The 26,428-nt window shown below is 66.9% G+C and carries 23 protein-coding genes and 1 tRNA gene; 15 read left to right on the forward strand and 9 right to left on the reverse strand.

What is annotated here, in order from left to right:
- Window positions 1–38: 38 nt before the first annotated feature.
- The gene (locus tag QN239_RS01150; RefSeq protein WP_499007754.1) at window positions 39–1,943 is read right to left on the reverse strand and encodes a potassium transporter Kup; all 1,905 of its coding nucleotides are present in this window, start codon (window positions 1,941–1,943) and stop codon (window positions 39–41) included.
- Window positions 1,944–2,004: 61 nt separating this feature from the next.
- On the opposite strand from QN239_RS01150, the gene QN239_RS01155 reads away from it, so the two are divergent.
- Window positions 2,005–2,901 (forward strand): alpha/beta hydrolase, encoded by an 897-nt coding sequence (locus tag QN239_RS01155; RefSeq protein WP_499007756.1) that lies wholly within the window; start codon window positions 2,005–2,007, stop codon window positions 2,899–2,901.
- 15 nt (window positions 2,902–2,916) lie between these two features.
- Here the strand turns inward: QN239_RS01155 and QN239_RS01160 are convergent, their stop codons facing one another.
- Complete coding sequence (locus tag QN239_RS01160; RefSeq protein ID WP_499007758.1) at window positions 2,917–3,456, reverse strand: GNAT family N-acetyltransferase; 540 nt, start codon at window positions 3,454–3,456, stop codon at window positions 2,917–2,919.
- A gap of 66 nt (window positions 3,457–3,522) precedes the next feature.
- Complete coding sequence (locus QN239_RS01165) at window positions 3,523–4,515, reverse strand: GGDEF domain-containing protein (protein ID WP_499007759.1); 993 nt, start codon at window positions 4,513–4,515, stop codon at window positions 3,523–3,525.
- 867 nt (window positions 4,516–5,382) lie between these two features.
- On the opposite strand from QN239_RS01165, the gene QN239_RS01170 reads away from it, so the two are divergent.
- A complete protein-coding gene (locus tag QN239_RS01170; protein WP_499007760.1) occupies window positions 5,383–5,796 on the forward strand; it encodes a helix-turn-helix domain-containing protein in 414 nt (137 codons plus the stop codon).
- Window positions 5,797–5,969: 173 nt separating this feature from the next.
- On the opposite strand, the gene QN239_RS01175 is transcribed toward QN239_RS01170, so the two are convergent.
- From QN239_RS01175 to QN239_RS01185, 3 genes are all read right to left on the reverse strand, one after another.
- Window positions 5,970–6,305 (reverse strand): hypothetical protein, encoded by a 336-nt coding sequence (locus QN239_RS01175; protein WP_499007762.1) that lies wholly within the window; start codon window positions 6,303–6,305, stop codon window positions 5,970–5,972.
- Window positions 6,306–6,858: 553 nt separating this feature from the next.
- Window positions 6,859–6,948: transfer RNA gene (locus QN239_RS01180), tRNA-Ser, on the reverse strand.
- A gap of 19 nt (window positions 6,949–6,967) precedes the next feature.
- A complete protein-coding gene (locus QN239_RS01185; RefSeq protein WP_090361852.1) occupies window positions 6,968–7,480 on the reverse strand; it encodes a MarR family winged helix-turn-helix transcriptional regulator in 513 nt (170 codons plus the stop codon).
- Between the two features lie 41 nt (window positions 7,481–7,521).
- Between QN239_RS01185 and QN239_RS01190 the strand changes: the two genes are divergently transcribed.
- Window positions 7,522–8,493 (forward strand): NAD(P)H-quinone oxidoreductase, encoded by a 972-nt coding sequence (locus QN239_RS01190; RefSeq protein ID WP_499007763.1) that lies wholly within the window; start codon window positions 7,522–7,524, stop codon window positions 8,491–8,493.
- On the opposite strand, the gene QN239_RS01195 is transcribed toward QN239_RS01190, so the two are convergent.
- A complete protein-coding gene (locus QN239_RS01195) occupies window positions 8,490–9,686 on the reverse strand; it encodes a cysteine desulfurase-like protein (RefSeq protein WP_090361858.1) in 1,197 nt (398 codons plus the stop codon). The two genes, QN239_RS01190 and QN239_RS01195, sit on opposite strands and share 4 nt — an antisense overlap.
- Before the next feature lie 124 nt (window positions 9,687–9,810).
- On the opposite strand from QN239_RS01195, the gene QN239_RS01200 reads away from it, so the two are divergent.
- The 6 genes from QN239_RS01200 (at window position 9,811) to QN239_RS01225 (ending at window position 15,588) form a co-directional block, all read left to right on the forward strand.
- On the forward strand, window positions 9,811–11,778 hold the full coding sequence (locus QN239_RS01200; protein ID WP_499007764.1) for a DUF6541 family protein: 1,968 nt from the start codon (window positions 9,811–9,813) through the stop codon (window positions 11,776–11,778).
- 20 nt (window positions 11,779–11,798) lie between these two features.
- Window positions 11,799–12,296 (forward strand): bacterial proteasome activator family protein, encoded by a 498-nt coding sequence (locus tag QN239_RS01205; RefSeq protein WP_090361865.1) that lies wholly within the window; start codon window positions 11,799–11,801, stop codon window positions 12,294–12,296.
- Window positions 12,297–12,306: 10 nt separating this feature from the next.
- Window positions 12,307–13,107 (forward strand): galactan export ABC transporter ATP-binding subunit Wzt/RfbE, encoded by an 801-nt coding sequence (gene wzt / locus QN239_RS01210; RefSeq protein WP_499007765.1) that lies wholly within the window; start codon window positions 12,307–12,309, stop codon window positions 13,105–13,107.
- Window positions 13,100–14,032: a galactofuranosyltransferase GlfT1 gene (gene glfT1, locus QN239_RS01215; RefSeq protein WP_499007766.1), complete on the forward strand. Its 933-nt coding sequence runs from the start codon at window positions 13,100–13,102 to the stop codon at window positions 14,030–14,032. Before wzt ends, glfT1 begins: the two co-directional genes overlap by 8 nt.
- Window positions 14,029–14,859 (forward strand): galactan export ABC transporter permease subunit Wzm/RfbD, encoded by an 831-nt coding sequence (gene wzm, locus QN239_RS01220; protein ID WP_499007767.1) that lies wholly within the window; start codon window positions 14,029–14,031, stop codon window positions 14,857–14,859. The genes glfT1 and wzm overlap by 4 nt, the downstream gene beginning before the upstream one ends.
- Before the next feature lie 96 nt (window positions 14,860–14,955).
- Window positions 14,956–15,588 carry a hypothetical protein gene (locus QN239_RS01225; RefSeq protein ID WP_090361875.1) on the forward strand — a complete coding sequence of 211 codons (633 nt, stop codon included), beginning with the start codon at window positions 14,956–14,958 and terminating at the stop codon, window positions 15,586–15,588.
- Between the two features lie 115 nt (window positions 15,589–15,703).
- Here QN239_RS01225 and QN239_RS01230 read toward each other — a convergent pair whose 3' ends face one another.
- A complete protein-coding gene (locus tag QN239_RS01230; RefSeq protein ID WP_499007768.1) occupies window positions 15,704–16,174 on the reverse strand; it encodes a carboxymuconolactone decarboxylase family protein in 471 nt (156 codons plus the stop codon).
- A gap of 50 nt (window positions 16,175–16,224) precedes the next feature.
- Here QN239_RS01230 and pdxR point away from each other — a divergent pair, with 50 nt between their 5' ends.
- The gene (gene pdxR / locus QN239_RS01235) at window positions 16,225–17,661 is read left to right on the forward strand and encodes a MocR-like pyridoxine biosynthesis transcription factor PdxR (protein ID WP_499007769.1); all 1,437 of its coding nucleotides are present in this window, start codon (window positions 16,225–16,227) and stop codon (window positions 17,659–17,661) included.
- Here pdxR and QN239_RS01240 read toward each other — a convergent pair.
- Window positions 17,651–18,286 carry an HD domain-containing protein gene (locus QN239_RS01240; RefSeq protein WP_499007770.1) on the reverse strand — a complete coding sequence of 212 codons (636 nt, stop codon included), beginning with the start codon at window positions 18,284–18,286 and terminating at the stop codon, window positions 17,651–17,653. The two genes, pdxR and QN239_RS01240, sit on opposite strands and share 11 nt — an antisense overlap.
- 68 nt (window positions 18,287–18,354) lie before the next feature.
- Between QN239_RS01240 and QN239_RS01245 the strand changes: the two genes are divergently transcribed.
- The 5 genes from QN239_RS01245 (at window position 18,355) to QN239_RS01265 (ending at window position 26,277) form a co-directional block, all read left to right on the forward strand.
- Window positions 18,355–18,780, forward strand: a complete 426-nt coding sequence (locus QN239_RS01245; protein WP_090361882.1) for a GtrA family protein — start codon at window positions 18,355–18,357, stop codon at window positions 18,778–18,780.
- Window positions 18,781–18,821: 41 nt separating this feature from the next.
- Window positions 18,822–20,234, forward strand: coding sequence for a decaprenylphosphoryl-beta-D-ribose oxidase (gene dprE1 / locus QN239_RS01250; RefSeq protein WP_090361885.1), 1,413 nt, complete (start codon window positions 18,822–18,824; stop codon window positions 20,232–20,234).
- A 19-nt stretch (window positions 20,235–20,253) separates the two neighbouring features.
- On the forward strand, window positions 20,254–21,033 hold the full coding sequence (gene dprE2 / locus QN239_RS01255) for a decaprenylphospho-beta-D-erythro-pentofuranosid-2-ulose 2-reductase (protein WP_499007771.1): 780 nt from the start codon (window positions 20,254–20,256) through the stop codon (window positions 21,031–21,033).
- Between the two features lie 94 nt (window positions 21,034–21,127).
- Window positions 21,128–23,059, forward strand: coding sequence for a galactan 5-O-arabinofuranosyltransferase (locus QN239_RS01260; protein WP_499007772.1), 1,932 nt, complete (start codon window positions 21,128–21,130; stop codon window positions 23,057–23,059).
- Window positions 23,059–26,277 (forward strand): arabinosyltransferase domain-containing protein, encoded by a 3,219-nt coding sequence (locus QN239_RS01265; RefSeq protein WP_499007773.1) that lies wholly within the window; start codon window positions 23,059–23,061, stop codon window positions 26,275–26,277. The genes QN239_RS01260 and QN239_RS01265 overlap by 1 nt, the downstream gene beginning before the upstream one ends.
- The last annotated feature ends 151 nt before the right edge of the window (window positions 26,278–26,428 follow it).

The raw sequence follows: 26,428 nt of genomic DNA on the forward strand, positions 1-26,428 counted from the left end.
CGTTGCGGGCACGGCAGATTCAGCCGCACCGTCGACCGTCACACCTCGATACGCGAGCCGATGATCACCGTGCGGTCCAGCGGAAGCCCGAAATGGCCCGCCGCATCGGAGGTGATGTACGAGGTCGCGATGAACAGGCGCTTACGCCAGGGCGCCATGGTCGGCGCATCACCGGGGGTCAGTTCCAGCTTCGATAAGAAGTACGTCGCATCGTCGACCGACAGCGGCGCTTCCATCGACGGATGTTCTTCGACCAGTCTCAGTGCCGCAGGCACATCCGGCCGTTCCATATAGCCGAACTTGGCGCTGACGAAGCTGATCCCGTCATCGGTGTAACCCAGATTATCCAGCGTGATGCGCTGATCATCGGGGACACGGGGCACGGGCTGGACGTCCAGCGACATGATGACGGCGTGCTCGTGCAGCACGTGATTGTGTTCGACGTTGGCGCGCATGGAAAGTGGGGCGGTTTCGCCGCCTCGGTTGAGAAACACCGCGGTGCCGGGGATGCGCACCGTCGCCGCCGGGTCCGCGGCAAGCTTGTCGACGAAGTCCTGCAGCGGTCCCTCGGCCTCTTCACGGGCCTTGGTCACCACATCTCGGCCGCGCTGCCAGGTCACCATCACCGTGAACGCGGCGATCGCGATCAGCAGTGGCAGCCATGCGCCGTGCACCAGCTTGGTGAGGTTCGCGGCGAAGAACATCAGGTCGACGACCAGCAGCGCGCCCCCACCCACCACGACGATCCACAGCGGCGTATGCCAGCGGGCCCGGGCCTGGTAGAGGAACAGCAGCGTGGTGATGGTGATCGTCCCGGTCACCGCCATGCCGAACGCATACGCCAGGGCCGCCGAGCTGCGGAACGCCAGCACCAGCGTCAGCACCGCCACCATCAGCACCCCGTTGATCCACGGCACATAGATCTGCCCCATGGCTTTTGCGGACGTGTGGGCGATGCGCAGTCGCGGCAGGTAGCCGAGTTGGGCGGCCTGCGCGGCCACCGAGAACGCGCCGGTGATCACCGCCTGGGAGGCGATGACCGTCGCCGCGGTAGCCAACACGACCATCGGGATCCGCGCCCATTCCGGAGTGAGGAGGAAAAACGGTGCGCTGACGGCGTTTTCGTCACCCAACAACAACGCGCCCTGACCGAAGTAGCTCAGCACACAGGCGGGTAGCACCAGCGCCAGCCAAGCCGTGACGATGGCGGGTCGGCCGAAGTGGCCCATATCGGCATACAGCGCCTCGGCGCCGGTGACCGAGAGCACCACGGCCGCCAGTGCAAAGAAGGCGATGTGGAAATGCCCGGCCATGAACCCCAGGGCATAGGTGGGCGACAACGCCCGCAGGATGTCGGGATGAGCGACTATTCCACTAATCCCGCACGCCCCGATCCCGACGAACCAGGCGATCATCACCGGACCGAAGAACCGTCCGATGGTGGCGGTGCCGCGCCGCTGCACCGAGAACAACGCCACGATGATGACCACCGTGAGTGGGATGACCCACCTATCCAGGTCGGGCTCAATCACTTTCAGGCCTTCGATGGACGACAACACCGAGATGGCCGGGGTGATCATGCTGTCACCGAAGAACAGTGCGGCGCCGAACAGGCCAAGCCCCGACAGCACCGCGGCCTTGCGTTCATGCCCGGCCGGGCAGCACCGGCGCACCAGCGTGATCAGCGCCATGACGCCGCCCTCACCGTCATTGTCGGCGCGCATCACCAGACTGACGTAGGTGAGGGTGACGATGAGCATCACCGACCAGAAGATCAACGACACCACGCCGTAGACATGTGTCTCACTGATCGGTACCGGATGCGGGTCGCCGGGGTTGAAGACCGTCTGGAGGGTGTAGATGGGGCTGGTACCGATATCGCCGAACACCACGCCGAGCGCGGCGATCACCAAAGGCGGCCGCAGGGCCTGCTTGTTGTGCACGGCAAGTATTGTGCCGTCGAAGACTGTCGGGCGGCGGGAGATCCGGGATCGGTGATGGCGAATGCGTGAGAACACGGAGTTTTCCAGCGGCGGCGAACGTTGCGACGCATGGCTTTACCGGCCGCAGTCAGACGGTGACGGCGCGCCGATACCCGTCATCGTGATGGCCCACGGCCTCGGTGGCACGAAGGCCATGCACCTGGACGCCTACGCCCAGCGCTTCACCGCCGCAGGCTACGCATGCTTGGTGTTCGACTACCGCCACTTCGGCGACAGTGCCGGCTTGCCACGGCAATTGCTGTCGGTACCCCGACAGCTGGCCGACTGGGAGGCGGCGATCGCGTTCGCCCGGTCGTTACCCGGTATCGATGCCGGCCGGGTGGTCACCTGGGGAACCAGCTTCGGCGGCGGGCATTCGCTGACCATGGCCGCGCGCGACCACCGCCTCGCCGCCGCGATCGCCCAATGCCCGTTCACCGACGGCCTGGCCTCCGCCCTGGCTGTCAATCCGTTGACCAGCGCCCGGGTCACGTTCGCCGCCGTACGGGACCTCATCGGTGCCGCCCGCGGCGCGGCGCCGCGCTACCTGCCTTCGGCGGCACGACCAGGCACCCCGTCGTTCATGAGTGCGCATGACGCGCTGCCCGGCATCACGGCGCTGGGTGCCGAGGACGCCGACTTCGACAACAGGATCACCGCACGCTCGGCGTTCGATGTGCTTCGCTACGCACCCGGCCGGCACACCAGAGACATCCGCTGCCCGGTCTACGTCGCGCTCTGCGACCCGGATACCGTGGCCCCCAACCGCACCGCCGAGCGGCAGACGTCCCGGGCATCCGCTGCGGAAGTGCGCACATATCCGGTCGGCCATTTCGACATCTATTTCGGCGAGCACTTCGACCGCGCGGTCTCGGACTACCTGGATTTCCTCCGGCGACACGTTCCCGTCGCGACGTAGCCCCGACGCATCGGATCAGACTGCGGAGTGGGTCGTTTCGCGACTGTCGACCCGCAATTCGTACTTGATCTCGCAGATGTACTTGCCACCCACGAAATCGGTTCGCTCGGATCCTTCGATGGTCCAGCCGGCACGGGCATAGAAGCGTCGTGCACGGGTGTTCGTCGACAGCACCCACAAATAGGCCAAGCCATATCCGGCCTGGCTCAACTGCCGGCACGCGGCCGCCAGCAGGGTGCTGCCCACACCTGATCCCCAGTGCGCGGGATCCACATAGAGCGACCAGATCTCGCCGAACTCTTCGTGCTCACGTTCCCGTGATCGCCCGAGCGTGACATGCCCGCATACAACACCCTCGTCGACGGCTACCAGCGTGTAGGGCCCGTTGACGGGGTCCATCCGTTCGAACTTGTAGCGACTGGCCCTGTCCTCGGGGCGCATCCGGTCGAGGTACTTCTGCGAGATCAGTCCCGCGTAGCCCACTTGCCAGGAACGGACGTGCGTCTCTGCCACGGCCAGCGCATCGGCCGGGACCGCGTCCCGCACTTCCACCATGAACGGAATTATCACTGTGAGTGCGTCATTTGGTGCTGCATTCGCCCCGACTGCCCGGGCTTTCGACTAGCCGTTCGCGACGGTGTCAGGGCCTTGGAGGCGACGACCGCGGCTCTGGTACAGCGCGGCATCGGCTTGCGCATACAGGGTGGCGATGTTGGCGCCGGACAAGTTCGCAGTGGCCGTTCCGAGGCTGACCGACGGTGTCTTTGTCCGGACGCTGTCGAGGAAATCCCTGACGATCCCGGGATCTTCACCCGCGATGCAGACGGCGAACTCGTCGCCGCCGAGGCGGGCCAACACGGCACGCCCGGGTACCAGCTGTTTCCACTGGTGGGCATAGTCGGTGATGCGGCGGTCTCCGGCTTGATGGCCCTGCGTGTCGTTGAGGGTCTTCAGGCCATCGATATCCAGCGCGACGACAACTACCGAGACCGACGTGGTCGGCCGGAGATGCCTGAGCAGATCGGAGGTTCCGATCTCCCACCCGGCGCGATTCAGAAGGCCCGTCATCGGGTCGGTACATGCGGCGGTGAACATCGCGCGCATGAGTAGACCGAAAGACTCGGCTGCTGCCGTGATTGCGACGACGATGATGAGAAACGTGATGACGCCGACGTGCCGTGCGGGGGCGAGGGCGACCGCGACCACACAGGCCACGGTGAGCGCCGTGATCAGCATCCACGCCTGGTAGGGCGGATGGAAGGCACGCAGATACATCGCCAAGAACATCGGGCCGATAAGGCAGACGTACTCGGCGGTGATCGAGACGTGAAAAGCCATCACCACAGGGGTGGCCGCGATCGCAGCCACGGTGGGGAACATGACGCGCTCCGGCCGGATCGCGAGCTGCGCGAGTGCCGCCATCCCGAGAATGATGGCGATGATGCCGCCGGTCGGATTGCCGTAGGCGATGTCGCTGCGCACCGGAAACAAGGTGAACACGACTCCGTACAGGTACAGAAACGTCGTGGCGCTCAAATAGATTCGCAACAGCCGCACTCGCTGCTTGCGCCCGACGCCGATACCGGCCCCGGCGACCGAGCTCAGGCGATACATGACGCCAACTTGCCTGTGAATGAGTTGATCGTCAACCGAGACGACTGTCGGACCGGCTGGGCTCAGGTCCGCAAAATTCGGAGCTCGGCCGAATACCGAGTCTGGATTCGACTTTTATCGCAATCCATACCGTGAGCACCGTGGCGCACGCATATCACTTTTATGCCCTAGGGGTTCACGGCATTCGCCGTATGCCGCGGCAGAATATGTACAGGGTCAGCGATGTGGTGAACATTCCTCGCCACGATGACCCGCAGCCACTGTTTCTGGCCGATCCGCGTCATCGAGCCAATCGACACACGGTCTGCCGGCGCACGGTTGCGACTGCGCCGCGGCTCAAAGCGACCAACGCGCCGGACACATCGAGCAATCATCACGGGTGCACCGACAGTAACTCACAGCTTCGGCGCCGAGGTGTGTGCGTGACACCTCGCCGGCTCTTCGTGTGCCGGCGGCACGTCGGTGCTTGGATGTCACGGCACTGACCAGGAGAGCCCCCACCGAAATAGCTGACATGACCAGCGGCAATCCATCAAATATTGCTGGCTGCATACCCGAGCGTCCTTCCAATGGTTCTACCTGTAACATTGTTCGGCTCGAACTGCCGTCCGATATTGCTGTGCATACATCAAGATCGTTCCCAAGGAACATGTCACGCGCGTAACGATCGCGTCAATATGGCCCGGCACACACTCGCGGCGTGGTACTCGTTTCGGTATCGGAATCGTCGGTCGTGGTCAGCCGAGGCAACGTCGCCACACGCTCCGCTGGCTACTACTGCCACGCGGCGGATGAGGCGGAGCCGAAGCCCGGCCGTTCGCACCGAACGGCCGCCATCACATGAGACGTGGAGGTTGGCAGGACGGTATGAATACAACTTTCGCCGCCCGTCTCAACAAACTGTTCGAGGCCGTCTACCCACCCGGGCGCGGCCCTCACACTTCTCATGAAGTGGTCAAGGAATTGCGCGGCGAGGGGATAAGGATTTCAGCGCCCTATCTGTCGCAATTACGCACTGGTCAGCGCACGAATCCGTCTGCTGAAATGATGGAGGCGATCGCTCAATTCTTCCGAGTCAGCGTCGCTTACTTCACCGATGACAGGTACTTCCAGAAGGTCGACGAGGAACTCACCTGGCTGCTGCACATGCGCAATGAGAACGTCCGATTTGTCACGTCCCGTGCGCTCGGACTCTCCGAAGACTCTCTGTCCGAATGGATCTGCTACGCCGACACCCTGCGGCGCCAGGAGGCCGCTCCGGGGCACCATGCGGTCGGATAGACCCCTCGGGACCGGCAGACGCCAGAGCGCTGTGATGAGCTGAGAGACAAGCTCTGACAGACTACGGAATCCTGTTATCCGTCAGAGCTTTTCACCCACCACTTCCACACCTGGATCGGCGGCCTCATATCCGTCGGACGCCTACGCGTTCGCAACCTGGCCGGGAACCACCACTAGGGCATGTAGCAGGGCTCAGCACCGGGCGTGTAGTACTGCAGGCCAGTCGGGGAGATGCAGGGCTCCTCTCCCGGGAACGAGGGAACCAGCGAGTACGCGTAGCCCTCCGGGAAGCCGTAGCGGGCCCAATCGCCCGCCACTGCGTCGGCCGTTCCCACGGCCACCGCGGCACCGACGGCGTCACCGGCGATGCCCGGGGTGCAGCCACCGACGCTGACGTGCCGGCCTCCGACGTCGCCGCACACGTCGGCTTGGGCAATGGGGGCGACCGCCGCGGGCACTGCGGACAGGGCGGCAATGCTGAGCAGGGTCGCTGCAATTATCTTGGACACGCCGCGATTATCGCCTACTAATTGACGCGCGTTTCATTATTCCACGATGCCCTTTGCCGCGTGACACAGTCCCGCTGCCGGTGGCCCCTCTGTCCACGCCGGGAAGCATCCACCCGAGCACCATCGCGGTCCACGCAACGCCGTTGATTCGCCGGCAAGCAGGGGCTGGTCGAGGAACTGACCAAAGTGTGTGCCGCGGTCGGCGGTCCGCCGAAGGTGCCGCGCATGGATAACGGGCCGGAGATGGTTTCCGCAGCGCTGCAACGGTTCTGCGAGAACAACACCGTAATGGTCTGCATCCCGTCGGGGTGTCCGTGGGACGACGGCTACATCGAATCGTCGAATATCCGACCAAGCAAGGAGTCCCTCAACCGCAACCACTGGAACACCCTGTTCGAGGCCCGCGCAGTCAGCGGCGACTTCAAGACCGAACACAACCACCGACACCGCACTCGGCCCTGGGCTATCGCACACCGGCCGAGTGCTTTCGATTTCTGTGCCTGCGCCGTTCGCGGCCAGTGGCACGACAAGACGGCGGTAGATCCGCAGATTTTGGCGGTGGCGGAGGGATTTGAACCCCCGGTCGGTGTTAGCCGACTCTCGCTTTCAAGGCGAGTGCATTAGGCCGCTCTGCCACGCCACCGCCGATAAGCGTAAAGGGTCTAGACCCGGCCGAGCCTCGCGGGCGGCGCATCCGACTGCAGACCGGCACTTATCCGGCGGCAGTTCTCCCCCACCGCAGCCATCTGCGGCCGCGACAGCCGGCCCAGGTAATGGGTGCGCACCCCGTCACCGTAGGTTTCCAGCGCTTCCTTGAGCAGCGCCCGCCCGTCGTCGGTGATCGTGGCGAGCACCCCTCGGCCGTCTTCCGGGCTGGCCACCCGCTGGACCAGTTTGAGCTTCTCCAGACGGTGGATCTGCCGGGTGACCCTGCTGGGCAGTGACATCAGGTTCTCCGCCAGATCGCCCATCCGCGCGGAACCCGTCATCGAACGGTCCAGGATGTCGAGAAGACGAACATCGTTGAGCGTCAGCCGATGCGCGTCCACCAGGGAACGATTCAGCGTCGCGTACAGCCGGAGCGCGGAGTCCAGGAAGTTTTGCCAGGATCTCTGCTCAGCGATATCCAGACCCGGCATCGTGCTGGCTGTCCGCCCGGCGATTGTGCCTTCCATCGCGCCATCGTAAGGCTCTCGGCACAAGTAACGTTGTCCGAATGCGCGCCATCGTTGCAGTTTCAACCGAACGTATGACAATGCAAGTAGTTCCCGACGCCGCAGCTCACACCCGTCAAGTTGTGATCCGCGTGGCCGCCGCCGGCGTGAATCGGGCCGATCTTCTGCAGGCTGCCGGTAACTACCCGCCCCCTCCCGGCGCCAGCGACATACTCGGGCTCGAGGTTTCCGGGACCATCGCCGAAGTGGGCAGCGAAGTCACCGAGTGGTCCGTCGGGCAACCGGTATGTGCGTTGCTGGCAGGCGGCGGCTATGCCGAGTATGTGGCGGTTCCGGCCGAGCAGGTGATGCCGGTTCCCGACGGCGTCGGGCTGCACGAGGCCGCCGCACTTCCGGAGGTGGCGTGCACAGTCTGGTCGAATCTGATGATGACGGCGCATCTCGATCCGGGTCGGCTACTGCTCGTGCACGGCGGCGCCAGCGGTATCGGCACGCACGCCATCCAGGTTGCCCACGCATTGGGCAGCCATGTCGCCGTCACCGCCGGCTCCGCGGAGAAGCTGGCGGTGTGCGCCGACCTCGGGGCCGACATCACCATCAACTACCGCGAGGAGGATTTCGTCGAGCGGGTGCGCGCCGCCGGCGGAGCCGAGGTGATCCTCGACATCATGGGGGCGAAGTACCTGGACCGGAACATCGACGCCCTCGCCGACGGCGGCCGGCTCGTCGTCATCGGCATGCAGGGCGGGATCAAGGCCGAGCTGAACCTCGGCAAGCTGCTGAGCAAGCGGGCCGGGGTGATCGCGACCGCGCTGCGGTCCCGGCCGGTCGACGGGCCCGACGGCAAGGGCGCGATCGTCGATGCGGTGGTCGCCAACGTGTGGCCGTTGATCAGCGCGGGCAAGGTCAAGCCGATCGTCGGCGCCGAGTTGCCGATCGAAGAGGCCGCACGGGCCCATGCGCTGCTGGCCGCCGGCGAGGTGCACGGAAAGGTGTTGCTGCGGGTGTCTTAGCCCAGGGAGGCGAGCGCCCGGACCAACTGGTCGACCTCGGCCGTCGTCGTGTACGGGGCCAGTCCGACGGTGACCGCACCACCGACGTCGCTCACCCCGATGAGGTCGAGCACGCGCGAGTTCGGATCGATCGACGCCAGCACGCCGTTATCGGCGAGCCGCTGCAGCACACGCTCCGCGGGCACGCCCTGCACCGCGAAGCTGAGCACGGGGATGCGCTCGGCCGGACTGCCCAGCACCATCACCAGCGGCAGTGAGCGCAACGACGCCAGCAGATAGCCGAACAGCCGGTCCATGTAGGCCGCCGCAGACTCCATTGACACCCCGAGTCTTTCGCGCCTGGTGCCCTGCGCGGCCTCGTCGAGCGAGGCCAGGTACTCGATGCTGGCCACCACGCCGGCGAGCAACCCGAACTGGTGGTTGCCCATCTCCAGCCGAGCCGGGCCCGTGGCGTGCGGATCCAGCGACACCGAGCTGAACATGTCGATCACCGACGGATCGCGGAACACCAACGCGCCGATCGGCGGTCCGCCCCAGGCGACGGCGTTCAGGGCCAGGACGTCGGCATCGATATCGTCGATGTCGATCAGCCGGTACGGCGCGGCCGCGGAGTGGTCGACGATGACCAGCCCGTTGTTGGCGTGCACCAGCTTGGTGACCGGTTCCAGGTCGGTGAGGGTGCCCAGCGTCGAGGACGCCGACGTGATGGCCACCAACCGGGTCGGCTTGGTGATCAGGTTCTCCCACTGCCATCCGGGCAGCTCACCGGTCTCGACATCGACCTCGGCCCATTTGACCTTGGCGCCATACCGGTTCGCCGCGCGCAACCACGGTGAGATGTTCGCCTCGTCGTCCAGGCGCGTCAGCACCACCTCGTACCCCAGCCCCACCCGGGACGAAGCCGCATCCGACAACAGGGTCAACAGCACGGACCGGTCGGCACCCAGCACCACCCCGTCCGGACTCGCCCCGACCAGATCCGCGATGGCCTGGCGGGCGGCGGCCAGCACAGTGGCACTGCGTCGCGCGGACGGATGCGGGCCGGATGCGATCGGCATGGAGCCACGGAAGGCCGTCGACACCGTGGTGGACACGGAATCGGGCAGCAGCATCCCGTCCGGTGCGTCGAAATGCACCCAGCCGTCGCCAAGTGACGGGTGCAATCCGCGCACCCGGGCGACGTCATAAGCCATGCAAGCCACCTTAGAGCGTCTGCAATTCGTGCAGACGGACACAGTTGCGGTAAGTGCCCGGTAGCACCACGGCGTCTTGGGCCGGGGTCCTGGGCCGGATCACTTCGGCAGCCATACTAGTGCAGTGGGCTTGTCGTTCGGGGTGCTGATTGCCCTGCTTTTGCTGGTGTGCCCGGGAGCAATCGTCGGACGAACGGCGGGCCTGACCTGGCCGACTGCCGTGGCGGTGGGTCCCGCGGTGACGTATGGCGTTGTGGCACTGGCCATCGTGCCGATGGGCGCCGTCGGCATCCCCTGGATGGTCTGGACGGCCCTGGCGGCGCTAATCCTTGTGATCGGCATCACTTTCGGTTTGCGCCGGCTCCTCATCCGATTCGGTGATCGGGACGCCGAGGAACGCGCCGCAGAGCGCGGACCTGCGCTGGTGGCGGCGGCCGGGGTGGTGTTGGGCGCCCTGCTCATCTGGTTCGCCGCGGTGCGCGGCCTCCCGAACTGGCAGTCGATTCCCAGCAACTGGGACTCCGTCTGGCACGCCAACACCATCCGCTGGATTCTCGACACCGGTCAGGCCTCACCGACGCATATGGGGGAACTGCGCAACGTCGAGACCCACGACGCGCTGTACTACCCGTCCACCTTTCATGCGCTCGCCGCGATCTACAGCCAGGTCAGCGGCGCCGCGGCGACCACCGCGTACACGATCAACTCGCTCGTCGCCTCGATCTGGCTGTTCCCGGTCAGCGCGGCCAGTCTCACCTGGCTGATACTGCGCCGAACGACCACGCAATGGCGCACCGCCGGGTGCGCGGCCACCGCGGCCGCCCTGTCGGCATCCTTCACCGCGGTCCCTTACGTCGAATTCGACACCGCGTCCATGCCCAATCTGGCCGCATACGGCGTGGCCGTACCCACGGCGGCACTGACCATCTCGGCGCTGCGGCATCGCGACCGGATCCCGCTGGCGGTCCTCGCCGTGATCGGTGTGTTCTCCGTCCACATCACCGGTGGCGTGGTGGCCGTGCTGTTGGTCGCCGCGTGGTGGTTGTTCGACGGCCTGTTGCGCCCCGTGCGCGGCCGGCTCGGCGATTTCCTCACCCTGCTGGCCGTCGGCCTGCCTGCACTCGTTCTGCTTCTTCCCCAGTTCGTCGGAGTGCTGCAGCAGGCCGAGATCATCGTCGGGCACGCGTTCGTCACCCACGAGGGCAAGAAGCGCGGCCTCATCGACGCCGTCGTGCAGCACACCCGCCACCTCAACGACTTCCCGATCCAGTGGTTCCTCGTCCTCGCCGCGGCCGTCGGCGCCGGCGTCCTGGTGTACCGCCGGATCTGGTGGCCGCTCGCGGTCTGGTGCCTGCTGGTGGTGTCGATCGTGCATTCGTCAGCCCCGTTCGGCGGCATCATCGGCACCCTCACCGGGCGGTTCAGCGACCTCTTCTACAGCGACCCGCGCCGGCTTTCTGCCGTGGTGACGATGCTGCTCACCGCCACGGCCGGCATCGGGTTGTTCACGGTGGTCGCCCTGGCGGTGGCCACCGTCCGCCGGTTCGCCCACCGCGGCACACCCCGGGTGTGGCACGGGGTGACCGCCGCGGTATTGGTCGCCGTGGCACTCACCAGTGCCTGGCACTACTTCCCGCGGCATCGCTTCCTGATCGGCGACAAGTACGACCACGTGATCATCGACGACAAGGACCTCGAGGCCATGTCGTATCTGGCCGCGCTGCCCGGGGCGCGCGACACCATGATCGGGGATGCCAACACCGACGGCACCGCCTGGATGTACGCCGTGGCGGGGCTGCATCCGCTGTGGACGCACTACGACTATCCCCAGCAGCAGGGGCCCGGCTACTACCGGTTCATCTTCTGGGCCTACGCCGATGACGCCGATCACGACCCGCGGGTGGCCGAGGCCGTGCACGCGCTCAATATCCGCTACGTGCTGACCAGCACCCCGGTCGTGCGCGGGTTCGTGATGCCCGACGGACTAGTGTCACTGGACAAGTCGAAGTCGTGGGCCAAGATCTACGACAACGGGGAGTCCCGCATCTACGAGTGGCGCGGTGACACCCCATCGACACCGACCAACGGGTGAGGACGGGTATCAGGAAGGCCATGACGATCAATCCCGACGACGACAACATCGAGATCCTGGCGGGCGACCCGAGCACGGGTACCGCCGAGGACGACAAGTCCCTGACCGACCTCATCGAGCAGCCCGCCAAGGTCATGCGGATCGGCACCATGATCAAGCAGCTTCTCGAAGAGGTACGCGCCGCACCTCTCGACGATGCCAGCCGCACCAAGCTGCTGCAGATCCACAAGAGCAGCATCCGTGAGCTCGAAGACGGTCTGGCCCCCGAACTTCGCGAGGAGCTGGAGCGGCTGACGCTGCCGTTCACCGATGACTCGGTGCCCTCGGACGCCGAGCTGCGCATCGCGCAGGCTCAGCTGGTCGGCTGGCTGGAGGGGCTGTTCCACGGCATCCAGACCGCCCTGTTCGCCCAGCAGATGGCCGCGCGGGCGCAGCTCGAGCAGATGCGTCAACTGCCGCCGGGAATGGCCGGCCAGCAGCGCGGTCCCGGACACCCCGGCACCGGGCAGTACCTGTAGCCCTCATCGCATGAGCAATCCGCATATCGAGACCCGCAACGCGTGGGTCGAGTTCCCGATCTTCGACGCCAAGTCGCGCTCACTGAAGAAGGCGTTCCTCGGCAAGGCCGGTGGTGCGATCGGGCGCAACGAATCCAACGTCGTGGTCATCGAGGCCCTGCGGGACATCACGCTGTCGCTGAAGATGGGCGATCGGGTGGGGTTGGTCGGGCACAACGGCGCGGGCAAATCGACGCTGCTGCGGCTGTTGTCGGGGATCTACGAACCGACGCGCGGCGCGGCGACCGTCACCGGGCGCGTGGCGCCGGTATTCGACCTCGGCGTCGGTATGGATCCGGAGATCTCGGGTTTCGAGAACATCATCATCCGTGGGTTGTTCCTGGGTCAGACGCGCAAGCAGATGATGGCCAAGGTCGATGAGATCGCGGAGTTCACCGAGCTCGGCGACTACCTGTCCATGCCGCTGCGCACCTACTCGACCGGTATGCGGGTGCGGCTGGCGATGGGTGTGGTCACCAGCATCGACCCCGAGATCCTGTTGCTGGACGAGGGTATCGGCGCGGTGGATGCCGAGTTCATGCACAAGGCGCGCAAACGCCTCCAAGACCTGGTGGCGCGCTCCGGAATCCTGGTTTTTGCCAGCCATTCCAACGAATTCCTGGCCCAGTTGTGCGACACGGCGATGTGGGTGGACCACGGCACCATCAAGATGACCGGCGGTATCGAAGAGGTCGTCGGCGCCTACGAAGGCCCAGACGCCGCGCGGCATGTGCGTGAGGTGCTCGAGGAGAATGCCCGCGCCGATGGCTGAGGTAGTCGTCGCGGTGGTCGTCACGCACCGCCGGGTCGACACCTTGGCCACGTCCCTGGCCGCGGTGTGCGGCCAGGACCGCGCGCCGGATCATCTGATCGTCGTCGACAACGACGCCGACGACCGCGTCCGCACGGTGGTCGACAGCCAGCCGGTACCGGCGACGTATCTGGGTTCGCACCGAAACCTGGGCGGTGCAGGCGGTTTCGCCCTGGGCATGCTGCACGCGCTGGCCCTGGGCGCGGACTGGATCTGGCTCGCCGACGATGACGGCAGGCCGGCCGACCCCTCCGTGCTCGGCACGCTACTCGACTGTGCCGCAACGCATTCCCTGGACGAGGTGTCCCCGATGGTGTGCGATATGGACGCACCGGAACGACTGGCCTTCCCGCTGCGCCGGGGGCTGGTGTGGCGACGGCGGGTTTCGGAGTTGCGTGAAGGTCCCGGTGATCTGCTGCCCGGTATCGCCTCGCTGTTCAACGGTGCACTGTTCTCCGCGGCGGCCGTGGAAACCGTTGGGGTGCCCGATCTTCGGCTGTTCATCCGGGGCGACGAGGTAGACCTGCACCGGCGGCTGGCCCTGTCCGGGCTGGCGTTCGGCACCTGCCTGGAGGCGAGGTACCTGCACCCCTATGGCACCGACGAGTTCAAGCCGATCCTCGGTGGGCGCATGCACACCCAATATCCGGACAACGACGTCAAACGCTTCTACACCTACCGCAACCGCGGCTACGTGCAGTCCCAACGGGGTCAGCGACGGCTGATCCCCCAGGAGTGGGTGCGGTTCGGCTGGTACTTCCTGGTGACCCGGCGCGACCCGGCGGGACTGCGGGAGTGGTGGCGACTGCGGCGGTTGGGCCGCCGGGAGAGGTTCGCAAGGTTCGAGAACCTGGGCGAGGGACGCGACGGGAGAGGCAACCGATGACATTCACCGACGCGGCGGCACAATCCAAGACCTTCGGCCGCGCCTGGTCCGATCTGGTGGTCGGCTTCGGGAAGCGGGAGCTGTGGCTGCACCTGGGCTGGCAGGACATCAAGCAGCGCTACCGGCGCAGCGTGCTCGGCCCGTTCTGGATCACCATCGCCACCGGCACCATGGCCGTGGCACTGGGCGGGTTGTACTCACAGTTGTTCCACCTGAAGCTGGCCGAGCATCTGCCCTACGTCACGCTCGGCCTGATCATCTGGAACATGATCAACGCCGCGATCATCGAGGGCGCCGACGTGTTCGTCGCCAACGAGGGCCTGATCAAACAGCTGCCCACCCCGCTGAGCGTGCACGTCTACCGACTGGTGTGGCGCCAGGTCCTGCTGTTCGCACACAACATCATCATCTTCGTGATCATCGCGATCATCTTCCCGCAGCCGTGGAAGTGGACCGATCTGACATTCATCCCGGCCCTGGCACTGCTGGTGGCCAATTGCGTATGGGTGGCACTGTGTTTCGGCATCCTGGCCACCCGATACCGCGATATCAGCCCACTGCTCTTCAGCCTGGTGCAGCTGTTGTTCTACATGACGCCGATCATCTGGAACGACCAGACACTGCGCGATCAGGGCGCCGGCGGCTGGGCCAAGATCATCGAATTCAATCCGCTTCTGCACTATGTCGACATCGTCCGGGCGCCGCTGCTGGGCGCCGACCAAGAGCTGCGGCACTGGATCGTGGTGCTGGTGTTCACCGTGCTGGGCTGGATGATGGCGGCCATCGCCATGCGGCAGTACCGGGCCCGCGTGCCGTACTGGGTGTAGTTCGACCGTTCACCTTCACGCAATCGACGATTCGGCTGCGCCGCGTTGAATGGTGCGCATCCCACATCTGACTTTTCCAGATTCCCAGGAGTTGCCATGACCGACGTCATCAACGGCGAAACCACCACACCGGCCCCGGAGAGCTTCGTCGAAGCCGAGATCGTGCCGGTGCTCAATCAAGCCGAAGCCGCCGCACTCGAGGCCGAAGCGGCGGTGAAGCACCGCGTCCTGGAGGTGCGCGAGGTGCTGGAGCGTCAGCTCGTCGCCGGACACAGCCTGTCCGGCGAGCTGGTCACGGCCACCACCGACGCCACCGCGGCCCTGGTCGAGGCCCCCGCCAAGGTGATCGCCGCCGTCCGCGACGGCGCCACCCTGCCCGCCGCGTTCGGCGAGACGGGCGACGCCGTGCAGGTCGCCGTGAGCGAGGCGGGTACCCGGATCCGCACCGCCGTCGGCCAGTACGTCGGCCAGCAGTCGACCCTGCCCAACGCCGTCATCACCGGCGCCGCCGAGGTGGCGGGCTCGCTGGTACGCGCCCAGGGTTCCCTGGCGGTCGCCGCCGTCGACGGCGCCTTCAGCGTCGCCACCGTCGCCAGCAAGGGCGGCGATGTACGCGACGCCATCGATCAGGAGTGGAGCGAGTTCAACGCCACCGCGGTGGCCGCGCGTGACGCCGTCGAGGCCCGGGTCTCGACAGCGCGCCAGGCCATCCGCGACGCGATCGCCTAACCCCCCCACAGCCACCTCCGGGTGTGGGCGTCGTGCCCGCACCGGCTCAGCTCCTCGGCACCGCCGGGGAGCTGACTGCTGTGCCGGTGGGCCCCTGCACGGGCGGTCCGGGTGGTCAGCGCCGCGGCGCCTTCAGTCGGGTCGCGACGTTGAACCGATTCCACGCGTTGATGGTGACAGCCATCGCGATGACCTGGGCGAGCTCCTTCTCGCTGAAGACGGCGGCGGCCTTCGCGTACACCTCGTCGGCCACGTGGCCGTGGTGCAGTTCGGTGATCGCCTCGGTCAGTTCGAGGGCGGCGCGCTCCCGTTCGGTGAACAGGTTGCCCGCTTCTTCCCACGCCGCGATGAGCGCCAGCCGCTGCTCGGTCTCGCCCTGTTTGCGGGCGTCCGCGACGTGCATGTCCAGGCAGAAGGCGCAGTGGTTGAGCTGGCTGGCGCGGATCTTGATGAGCTCGCCGATGGTCGGGTCGACATCCTTGGCGGATGCGCCGGACAGTTTCATCATGGCGTCGTAGAGCTCGGGGGAGACCTTGTAGATCTGCACGCGGTCGATGGCGGTGGGGTGTTCGAGTGTCTGTGTCATGCCGTCCACGCTAGGTCCATAAAGACCCACCTACATGGTTCAATCCGTTAGTGAGTTCATGGTCCAATTCCGAGCCGGCCAATTCTGAGCCGGCAGATCCGGGATCGCGGGACCTCCATCTGGACCTACGTGAGGTCATCACACCGGGCGCTCGCGGGGCACGGGAACTGCTGCTGAGCGCACTGCGCGACGCCGTGCGTTCCGGCCGGCTGTCCGCGGGCACGATGCTGCCACCATCACGGACCCTGGCCGCCGACTTGGGCCTGGCCCGGAACACCGTCGCCGACACCTACGCCGAACTGGTGGCCGAGGGCTGGCTGGCCTCCCGGCAGGGCGCCGGCACCTGGGTGGTCAACACCGGGGCCGCCACTCCCCTGCCCACCCGGCCGCGCGGCGCGCCCGGCACCCCGCTGCACAACCTGATGCCCGGCTCACCCGATGTCGCGGAGTTCCCCCGCGCCGCCTGGCTGGCGTCCACCCGCCGGATGATGGCCACCGCCCCCAATGATGCTCTGCGGATGGGTGATCCACGCGGGCGCATCGAACTGCGTACGGCCCTGGCCGAATACCTCGCCCGGGTGCGCGGCGTACGCACCACCCCGGACGAGATCGTCATCTGCGCCGGGACCCGGCATGCGGTGGAGATCCTCGCGCGCGCCCTCGGTGGACCGTTCGCCGTCGAAGCCTACGGCCTGTTCCTGTTCCGTGACGCCCTTGCCGCACAAGGCATATCGACCGTACCGATCGACGTCGACGAACGCGGTGCGGCCGTCGACACGCTACCGGGTGACGCCCGCGCCGCACTGCTGACCCCGGCCCACCACTTCCCGCACGGGGTGCCGTTGCACCCGGCCCGGCGCACTGCCGCACTGGACTGGGCGCACCGCACCGGTGGCTACCTCGTGGAGGACGACTACGACGGGGAATTCCGCTACGACCGTCAGCCGATCGGCGCCGTACAGGGCCGCGATCCCGACCGGGTGGTCTACCTCGGCTCCACCAGCAAGAGCCTGGCCCCCGTGCTGCGACTGGGCTGGATGGTGGTCCCCGGCGATCTGCTCGACGCCGTGCTCGCGGCGATGGGCGGTGACCAGTTCTACGTCAACGGGCTCACCACCCTGACGATGGCCGACTTCATCACACATGGCAGCTACGACAAACACATTCGGCGGATGCGGCTGATGTACCGGCGCCGCCGGGACCGCCTGGTGGCCGCGCTGGAACCGCTCGCGGTGGGGGTGAGCGGCCTGTCGGCGGGGCTGCATCTGTTGCTCACCCTGCCCGAGGGCACCGAGGCCGAGGTGGTGCGCCGCGCTGGGGAGGCCGGTATCGCGCTGTCCGGGCTGGCCATGCTGCGCCATCCCGACGCCGGGCCGGGCACCCCCGAGCGGGACGGTGTGGTGGTCAGTTTCGGCACCCCTGCCGAGCATGCCTTTGCACCCGCGGTCGAGGCGCTGTGCCGGGTACTCGCCGGGATCAGTCGCTGAGCGCACGCAGTTCGGCGGACATGTTGGCCCGCGCGGCGTCCTCCCACAGCCGGCGGCCCAGCTCGGTGCGGAAGAGCGACGGCGCCGACAGCAGCGACCCGATGACGTGTACCCGCCTGGCCCGAAAATCCCCGTCGGTGACGTGGCCGTACTCGGCGCGCACCTTGGCGGTGTTGCGCCGGTAATCCGCCGGGGGAAGGCCCAGCACGGCCAGGTCGGCATCGGAGAGCACCTGCCCGTTGCGGTCCTGGGGCGCGGGATCATGCTCGACGGTCATCCGCACCAACCGGGCCACCTCCGCCACGAACTCCGGCGCCGCCCCCAGCGCGGTGAGATCCGATTCGGCCAACAGCGCGCTGTTCTCCTCGTCATCGGGCTGACCGGCGTACACGGCGTCGTGATACCAGGCGGCCAGTCGCACGGCATCCACATCGACATCTGCGGCGTCGGCTCCACTGGTCAGTTCCTCGATGGCCTCGAGCACCCCGCGCAGATGCGACAGATCGTGGTAGCGACGGTGTGGTTCGGTCCACCGTGCCAGCAGTGCCGCCCCCACGGCCTCCACATCCGGTGACGCGGTATGGCGCGTAAGCACGGCGCGCCACGCCTCGAGGAGATCTGTCACCTCACCATGGTGCACCGCCCGCGCCGGCGTGAGCGGGCGGCCCCAGGTGCTGCCGCTAAGCTGCCCGGGTGGCCGAGACAGCCGACGGATCCGTCCAGGGCGGCGCACCTTTGAGCCTGCTCACCCAGGCCTGGCGATTCCTGGTCACCGGTGGGCTGTCGGCCTGTGTCGACTTCGGGCTCTACGTGCTGTTCCTCAAGCTGGGACTGCAGGTCAATGTGGCCAAGACGCTGAGCTTCATCGCAGGGACCACCACGGCGTACCTGATCAACCGCCGGTGGACCTTCCAAGCCCCGCCGAGCACGGCGCGATTCATCGCGGTGATCGCCCTGTACGCGCTGACCTACGCGGTGCAGGTCGGTATCAACTACCTGTTCTATATGAAGTTCGCCGGGCAGCCGTGGCAGGTCCCGGTGGCATTCGTCATCGCGCAGGGCACCGCCACCGTGATCAACTTCGCGGTGCAGCGCGCGGTGATATTCCGGTTGAGGTAAATCCGCCCCGGTAGCCCGGACCGGTATCGTCTGGCACTGATATGTCTACCGAACTCCCCCTCACGCGGCGATCCCTCACCGGGTTCGGCCAGACCGCGCCCAGTGTGGCGCAGGTACTGACCACCCCCGACGTCGAGGTGATTGCCGCCGCCGTGCGGCAGGTGGCCGACGCTTCGTCCGCCAGTCCGTCCCACCTGCGCCGCGGGATCGTGGCCCGAGGCCTGGGCCGGTCCTATGGCGACCACTCCTGCAACGGCGGCGGCATCGTCGTCGACATGACGCGGGTGAACCGCATCCACTCGCTGTCCGCCGAGACCGCGATCGCCGACGTGGACGCCGGGGTGAGCCTGGACCAGCTGATGAAGGCCGCCCTGCCGTTCGGCCTGTGGGTGCCGGTGCTGCCGGGTACCCGGCAGGTCACGGTCGGTGGCGCCATCGGCTCGGACATCCACGGCAAGAACCATCACAGCGCGGGCAGCTTCGGCAACCACGTGCTGTCCCTCGACCTGTTGATGGCCGACGGTGAGGTGCACACGCTGACCCCCACCGGCAGCCCCGGCGACGAAGACGGGTCGCTGTTCTGGGCCACCATCGGCGGAAACGGCTTGACCGGCATCGTCATCCGCGCGCGCATCGCGATGACCAGGACCGAGACCGCCTATTTCATCGCCGACGGGATCGCCACGGCGGACCTCGACGAGACCGTGGCGGTGCACCAGGACGGCAGCGAGGACAACTACACCTACTCCAGCGCGTGGTTCGACCTGATCAATCCGCCGCCGAAGCTCGGCCGCGCGGCGGTCAGCCGCGGCAGTCTGGCCAAGCTGGATCAACTGCCGCCCAAGCTGGCCGCGAACCCGCTGCAGTTCACCGCGCCGAAGCTGCCCGCGGTACCGAACCTGTTCCCGGTCAGTGTGATGAACAAGTTCACGCTGAGCATGGTCGGCGAGGCGTTCTACCGGGTGAGCGGCAACTACCAGAACAAGATCGTCAACCTGACGCAGTTCTACCATATGCTGGACATCACCACTGGATGGCAAAAGGCTTATGGCCCAGCAGGTTTCGCCCAGCACCAGTTCCTGGTGCCCCCGAACGCCCTGGACGATTTCAAGGCGATCATCCGGTGGATCCAGACCCAGGGCCATTACTCGGCACTGAACGTGTTCAAGCTGTTCGGCCCGGGCAACAAGGCACCGCTGAGCTTCCCGATGGCCGGCTGGAACGTGGCCATGGACTTCCCCAACAAACCCGGCGTCAACGAATTCCTCAACGAACTCGACAGTCGCGTCATGGAATTCGGCGGCCGCGTCTACACCGCCAAGGACTCCCGGGTCAGCGCGGAGAACTTCCACAAGATGTATCCCCGGGTCGACGAATGGATCGCCGTGCGCCGCAAGGCAGATCCGCAGGGCGTCTTCGCCTCCGATATGGCCCGCCGTCTCGAACTGCTGTAGAAAGGCACACCCCGCGAACATGATCGACGCCACCGGTAACCCGCAGACCGTTCTGCTGCTGGGCGGAACGTCCGAGATCGCCCTGGCCATCGCCGAGCGCTACCTGCGCAATGCGAAGGCCCGGATCATCCTGGCCGATCTGCCCAACGCCCCGAAGCGCGACGCCGCGATCGCGCAACTGGAGGCCGCCGGGGCCAAGTCGGTCGAGTACCTCGACTTCGATGCCCTGGACACCGCATCACATCCCGCGGTGATCGAATCAGCTTGGGCCCAAGGCGATGTCGACGTCGCGGTGGTCGCCTTCGGGGTGCTCGGCGATGCCGAGGAGCTGTGGCAGAACCAGGCAAAGGCCGTGCTGACCGCCCAGATCAACTATGTCGCCGCGGTGTCGGTGGGTGTGCTGATCGCCGAGAAGATGCGCGCACAGGGCTTCGGGCAGATCATCGCCATGTCGTCGGTGGCCGGCGAGCGGGTGCGCCGCTCCAACTTCGTGTACGGCTCCACCAAGGCCGGATTGGACGGCTTCTACCTGGGACTGGGAGAAGCCCTGCGCGAGTTCGGTGTTCACGTGTTGGTGATCCGGCCCGGACAGGTGCGCACCACCACCACGCTGGAGCACTGGAAGGCCACCGGCGCCAAGGAGGCCCCGTTCACAGTCGACAAGGAATTTGTCGCCGACCTGGCGGTGACCTCGGCAGCCAAGGGCAAGGACCTGGTGTGGGCACCGGGACAGGTGCGCGTGCTGATGTCGGTGCTGCGCCATATCCCGCGCCCGATCTTCCGCAAGCTGCCGTTCTGATGTTTCGGAGGGCAGGAGCGAAGCGACCCGGGAAATGAGTCCGGAGGGCAGGGGGCACCGCCCGCTTGCGGGGGAGAGCGAAGCGACCCGGGAGATGAAACCCAGCATGTTGGCCGGCCCGGCCCGGGTGATCGGCCAGATGGTGGTCGCGGTCATCCTGTCGGCCACGGTGACGGGTGTCGCCCTCATCGCGATCAAACGCGTCGAATGGCCGGCGTACAACTCGTCGAACCAACTGCACGCCCTGACCACCGTGGGCCAGGTCATCAGCCTGGCCGGGATCTTCGGCGCCGGCCTGCTGTGGCGGCGGGGCCGGCGGGTGCTGGCCCGGATCACAGCCGTGTTCATGCTCTCCGCGCTGTCGGCGGTCACCCTGGCGATGCCACTGGGGGCCACCAAGCTGTACCTCTTCGGCATCTCGGTCGATCAGCAGTTCCGCACCGAATACCTGACCCGGCTGGCCGACAGCCCGGCCTTGCACGATATGACCTATCAGGGGCTGCCGCCGTTCTACCCGCCCGGCTGGTTCTGGATCGGCGGCCGCCTGGCCGCCCTCACCGGCACCCCGGCCTGGGAGATGTACAAGCCGTGGTCGATCCTCTCCATCACCGCCGCGATCGCGGTCGCCTTCGTGCTGTGGAAAGCGATGATCCGGTTCGAGGCGGCGCTGGTGGTCACCACCGCCACCGCGGTCGTCACGCTCGCTTACACCTCCACCGAGCCCTACGCCGCCGTCATCACCGTGCTGTTGCCGCCCGCGTTCGTGCTTGCGTGGATCGGGCTCGGCGGGCTGGAGCGAAGCGACCCGGGGAATGGACTGGGCGGCCGTAGCAGAAACGACGGATGGGGCGCTGTCCTCGGCGTCGGGATCGTGCTGGGCGCCGCGGCGCTCAGCTACGCCCTGCTGCTGGGTTACGCCGCGTTCACCGTCACGTTGATGGCGCTGTTGCTGGCCATCTCCAGGCGCACCCTCGAACCTCTGCTGCGCTTGGCGGTCATCGCCGTCATCTCCGGCGCGATCGCCCTCGCCGGCTGGGCGCCGTACCTGCTGGCGGCCGCCAAAGGCACGCCCGCCGACAAGGGCACCGCGCAGCACTATCTACCCAATGATGCTGCCGTCCTGACATTCCCGATGTTCCAGACCACCCTGCTGGGGGCGTTGTGCCTGCTCGGCACCGTGTGGCTGGTGATGTACGCCCGCAGCTCGACGCGGGCTGGCGATGAGCCCTTGCGCGAAGAGAATGCAGCCCCAGCACTGACCATCGCGGTGCTCGCGGTGTACGCATGGTCACTGCTGTCGATGCTCACCACCCTGGTGGGCACCACACTGTTGTCGTTCCGGCTGCAGCCCACCCTGAGCGTGCTGCTCGCTGCGGCGGGCGCGTTCGGGTTCATCGCGGCGACCCAGGCCGCCGCCGCGCGCTACCAGCATCCCGGCCGGCATGTGGTGGCCATCGCCGCGACCATCGGCGCGATCGGCGCGATCACCTTCACCCAGGACGTTCCGGATGTGCTGCGCTCGGACATCAATGTTGCCTACACCGACACCGACGGCTACGGCCAGCGCGCCGACCGTCGGCCGCCCGGCTCCGAGCAGTACTACCGCCAGATCGACGCGCGCATCCAGCAGGTCACCGGCCGGCCCCCGCACGACACCGTGGTGCTGACCGCCGACTACAGCTTCCTGTCGTACTACCCCTACTACGGGTTCCAGGGCCTCACCTCGCACTACGCGAATCCGCTGGCACAGTTCAAGGAGCGTTCGGCGGCCATCGAGAGCTGGGCGTTGTTCACCAAGCCGGATCAGTTGATCGGTGCGCTCGACCAACTGCCCTGGACACCGCCCACGGTGTTCCTGATGCGCCACGGCGGTCCGGACAGCTACACCCTGCGGCTGGCGGCCGATGTCTACCCGAATCAGCCCAACGTCAAGCGCTACCAGGTCGAGCTGAACTCGGCCCTGTTCGACGATCCACGCTGGGACGTCTCGACGGCCGGACCGTTCACGCTGGCGATCCGACGGTGATGGCCGCAGGGACCGTGCCGTTAGCATCACCATCCGTGACCAACCACCGATCTACGCGGCTGGTGGCCATCGTTGCGGGCTTGCTGGGCACCGTGCTCGCGGTGGCGACACCCTTTCTGCCCGTCACCCAGACCACCGCGCAGCTCAATTGGCCCCAGAACGGCACGCTCACCAGCGTCGACGCCCCGCTGATCGGGTACGTCGCCACCGACCTGTTCATCTCGATCCCCTGCAGCGCGGCCGAAGGCCTGACCGGCAGCCGCAACATCCTGCTGTCGACGGTGCCCAAGCAGGCACCCAAGGCGGTCGACCGCGGCTTGCTCATCGAGCGGGTCGGCGACGAGCTGCTGATGATCGTGCGCAACACGCCCGTCGTCAGCGCACCGCTGACCCAGGTCCTCAGCCCGGCCTGCGAGCGGATCACCTTCACCGCGCATGCCGACAAGGTCACCGGAGAGTTCGTGGGCCTGCGAAAGGAACCCGACGAGGAAGGATCGGCCAAACCGGGCGCACCCCTGCGCGGCGAACGGGGCGGCTATGACTTCCGTCCGCAGATCGTCGGCGTCTTCACCGACCTGTCCGGCCCCGCCCCGCCTGGGCTGACGTTCTCGGCCACCATCGACTCCCGCTACAGCAGCTCCCCGACCTGGGTGAAGATGCTTGCGATGATCATGGCGGTGGCCCTGACGGCGATCTCCCTGATCGCACTGCACCGCCTCGACATCGCCGACGGCAGACCCACCCGACGGTTCCTGCCGCAGCGCTGGTGGTCGCTGACCGCGCTGGACGGCCTTGTCGGCGCGCTCCTGGTGTGGTGGCATTTCGTCGGCGCCAACACCTCCGACGACGGCTACATCCTCACCATGGCCCGGGTCTCCGAGCATGCCGGCTACATGGCGAACTACTACCGCTGGTTCGGCACCCCGGAGGCGCCCTTCGGCTGGTATTACGACCTGCTCGCGCTGTGGACGCACGTCTCCACGGCCAGCGTCTGGGTGCGGCTGCCGACCCTACTGATGGCACTGGCCTGCTGGTGGCTGATCAGCCGCGAGGTGATCCCCCGCCTCGGCCACGCGGTCAAGCACAGTCGGCCCGCCGCGTGGACGGCGGCGGCGATGTTCCTGGCGTTCTGGCTGCCGCTGAACAACGGCTTGCGGCCGGAACCGATCATCGCCCTGGGCATCCTGCTGACGTGGTGTTCGGTGGAACGCGGGGTGGCCACCAGCCGGCTGCTGCCGGTCGCCATCGCGATCATCATCGGCGCGCTGACCCTGTTCTCCGGCCCCACCGGCATCGCCGCGGTGGGCGCCCTGCTGGTGGCGGTCGGCCCGCTGCGAACCATCGTGGCTGCCCACACGTCACGTTTCGGGCACTGGGCCCTGCTGGCCCCGATCGCCGCCGCGGCCACGGTGACGATCGTGCTGATCTTCCGCGACCAGACGATGGCCGGTGAGATCCAGGCCAGCACCTTCAAGTCCCTGGTCGGTCCCAGCCTGAGCTGGTTCGACGAGCACATCAGGTACGAGCGGTTGTTCACCACCAGCCCTGACGGCTCGGTGGCCCGGCGCTTCGCCGTGCTGACTCTTCTTCTGGCACTGGTCATCTCGGTCGCGATGTCCTTGCGCAAGGGCAGGATTCCCGGTACCGCCATGGGACCGGCGCGGCGCATCATCGGTATCACCATCATCTCGTTCCTGGCGATGATGTTCACCCCGACGAAGTGGACGCACCATTTCGGCGTGTTCGCCGGATTGGCCGGTTCGCTGGGCGCGCTCGCCGCGGTCGCGGTGACCGCCACCGCCATGCGCTCCAAACGCAACCGGACGATCTTCACCGCCGTGGTGCTGTTCATGACGGCGCTGTCCTTCGCCACCGTGAACGGCTGGTGGTACGTCTCGAACTTCGGCGTGCCGTGGTCGAATCAGTTCCCGGAGTGGCACTTCGGCTTCACCACCATGCTGCTCGGGCTGTCCGTGCTCACCCTGTTGGTCGCAGCGTGGCTGCACTTCTCCGGCCGGGACCGGCCCCGGCCATGGGCCCGGTTCACCCAAGCTCCGCTGGCCGTGGCGGCCTGGGCGGTGGTGATCTTCGAGGTGCTGTCCCTGACACTGGGCGTCACCCAGCAGTACCCGGCATGGTCGGTGGGGCGGTCGAACCTGGACGCCCTCACCGGCAAAACCTGCGGCCTGGCCGATGACGTGATGGTCGAACAGGATCCGAACGTCGGCCTGCTCGTTCCTGTCGACAAGCCGGTCGGCGAAGCGCTGGGCGGGGTGACCGCGCAGAACTTCAGCCCGAGCGGGATCCCCGCCGACGTGTCCGCCGACCCGGTGATGGAACAACCAGGCGGCACGAACTTCGCCGATAACGACACCGGCCCCGTCACCGGCAGTGAACCCGGCACCGAAGGCGGCACCACCGCCGCGGCCGGCGTGAACGGATCGCGGGCGCGGCTGCCCTACAACCTCGACCCGACCCGCACACCGGTGATGGGCAGCTGGCGCGCCGGCGCCCAGCAGCCGGCCGCGCTGCGCTCCTCCTGGTACCGGCTCCCGCCCCGCGGCGAGCGCGGCCCTCTGCTGGTGGTCGCCGCCGCGGGCCGGTTCGATCCGGGCGAGGTCGTGGTGCAGTGGGCCACCGACGAGCAGGCCGCCAAGGGCACCGCCGGCGGCAGCCTCGGCTTCGCGGATGTCGGCGCGGCACCGGCGTGGCGCAATCTGCGTGCCCCGATGTCGGCGATTCCGCCGGAGGCCACCCAGGTGCGCCTGGTTGCCACAGATGACGATCTGGCACCACAGCACTGGATCGCGGTCACCCCGCCCCGGATCCCGACCTTGCGGAGTTTGCAGGACGTTGTCGGTTCCTCGGACCCGGTGCTGCTCGACTGGCTGGTCGGTCTGGCGTTCCCCTGCCAGCGCCCGTTCGGGCATCAGTACGGCGTGACCGAGGTGCCCAAGTGGCGCATCCTGCCGGATCGTTTCGGCGCCGAGGCAAACTCCCCCGTGATGGACTATCTCGGCGGCGGGCCGCTCGGCATCACGGAATTGCTGCTGCGTGCCAACCCTGTGCCGACGTACCTGAAGGACGACTGGTTCCGCGACTGGGGATCGCTGCAGCAACTGACGCCGTTCTATCCCAATGCCGTTGCGGCACGCATCGACCTGGGTACCGCGACCCGCAGCGGACTGTGGAGTCCGGCGCCCCTGCGACCGTCCTAGGCCGACGCGGGCATGTATTTCCTTGGCAGTCTTCTTATCTCGCCTTAAGCGGTCAATAAGGAAACTGCCGCACTCCGCCTTGCCCGCTATCGTGGAGTGAGGACCGCACTTCTGGTGCGTCGGTTGATTTGCTGACAACGTTTGCTGACAA

Source organism: Mycolicibacterium sp. Y3 (assembly GCF_051188035.1).
Lineage (GTDB): Bacteria > Actinomycetota > Actinomycetes > Mycobacteriales > Mycobacteriaceae > Mycobacterium > Mycobacterium fluoranthenivorans.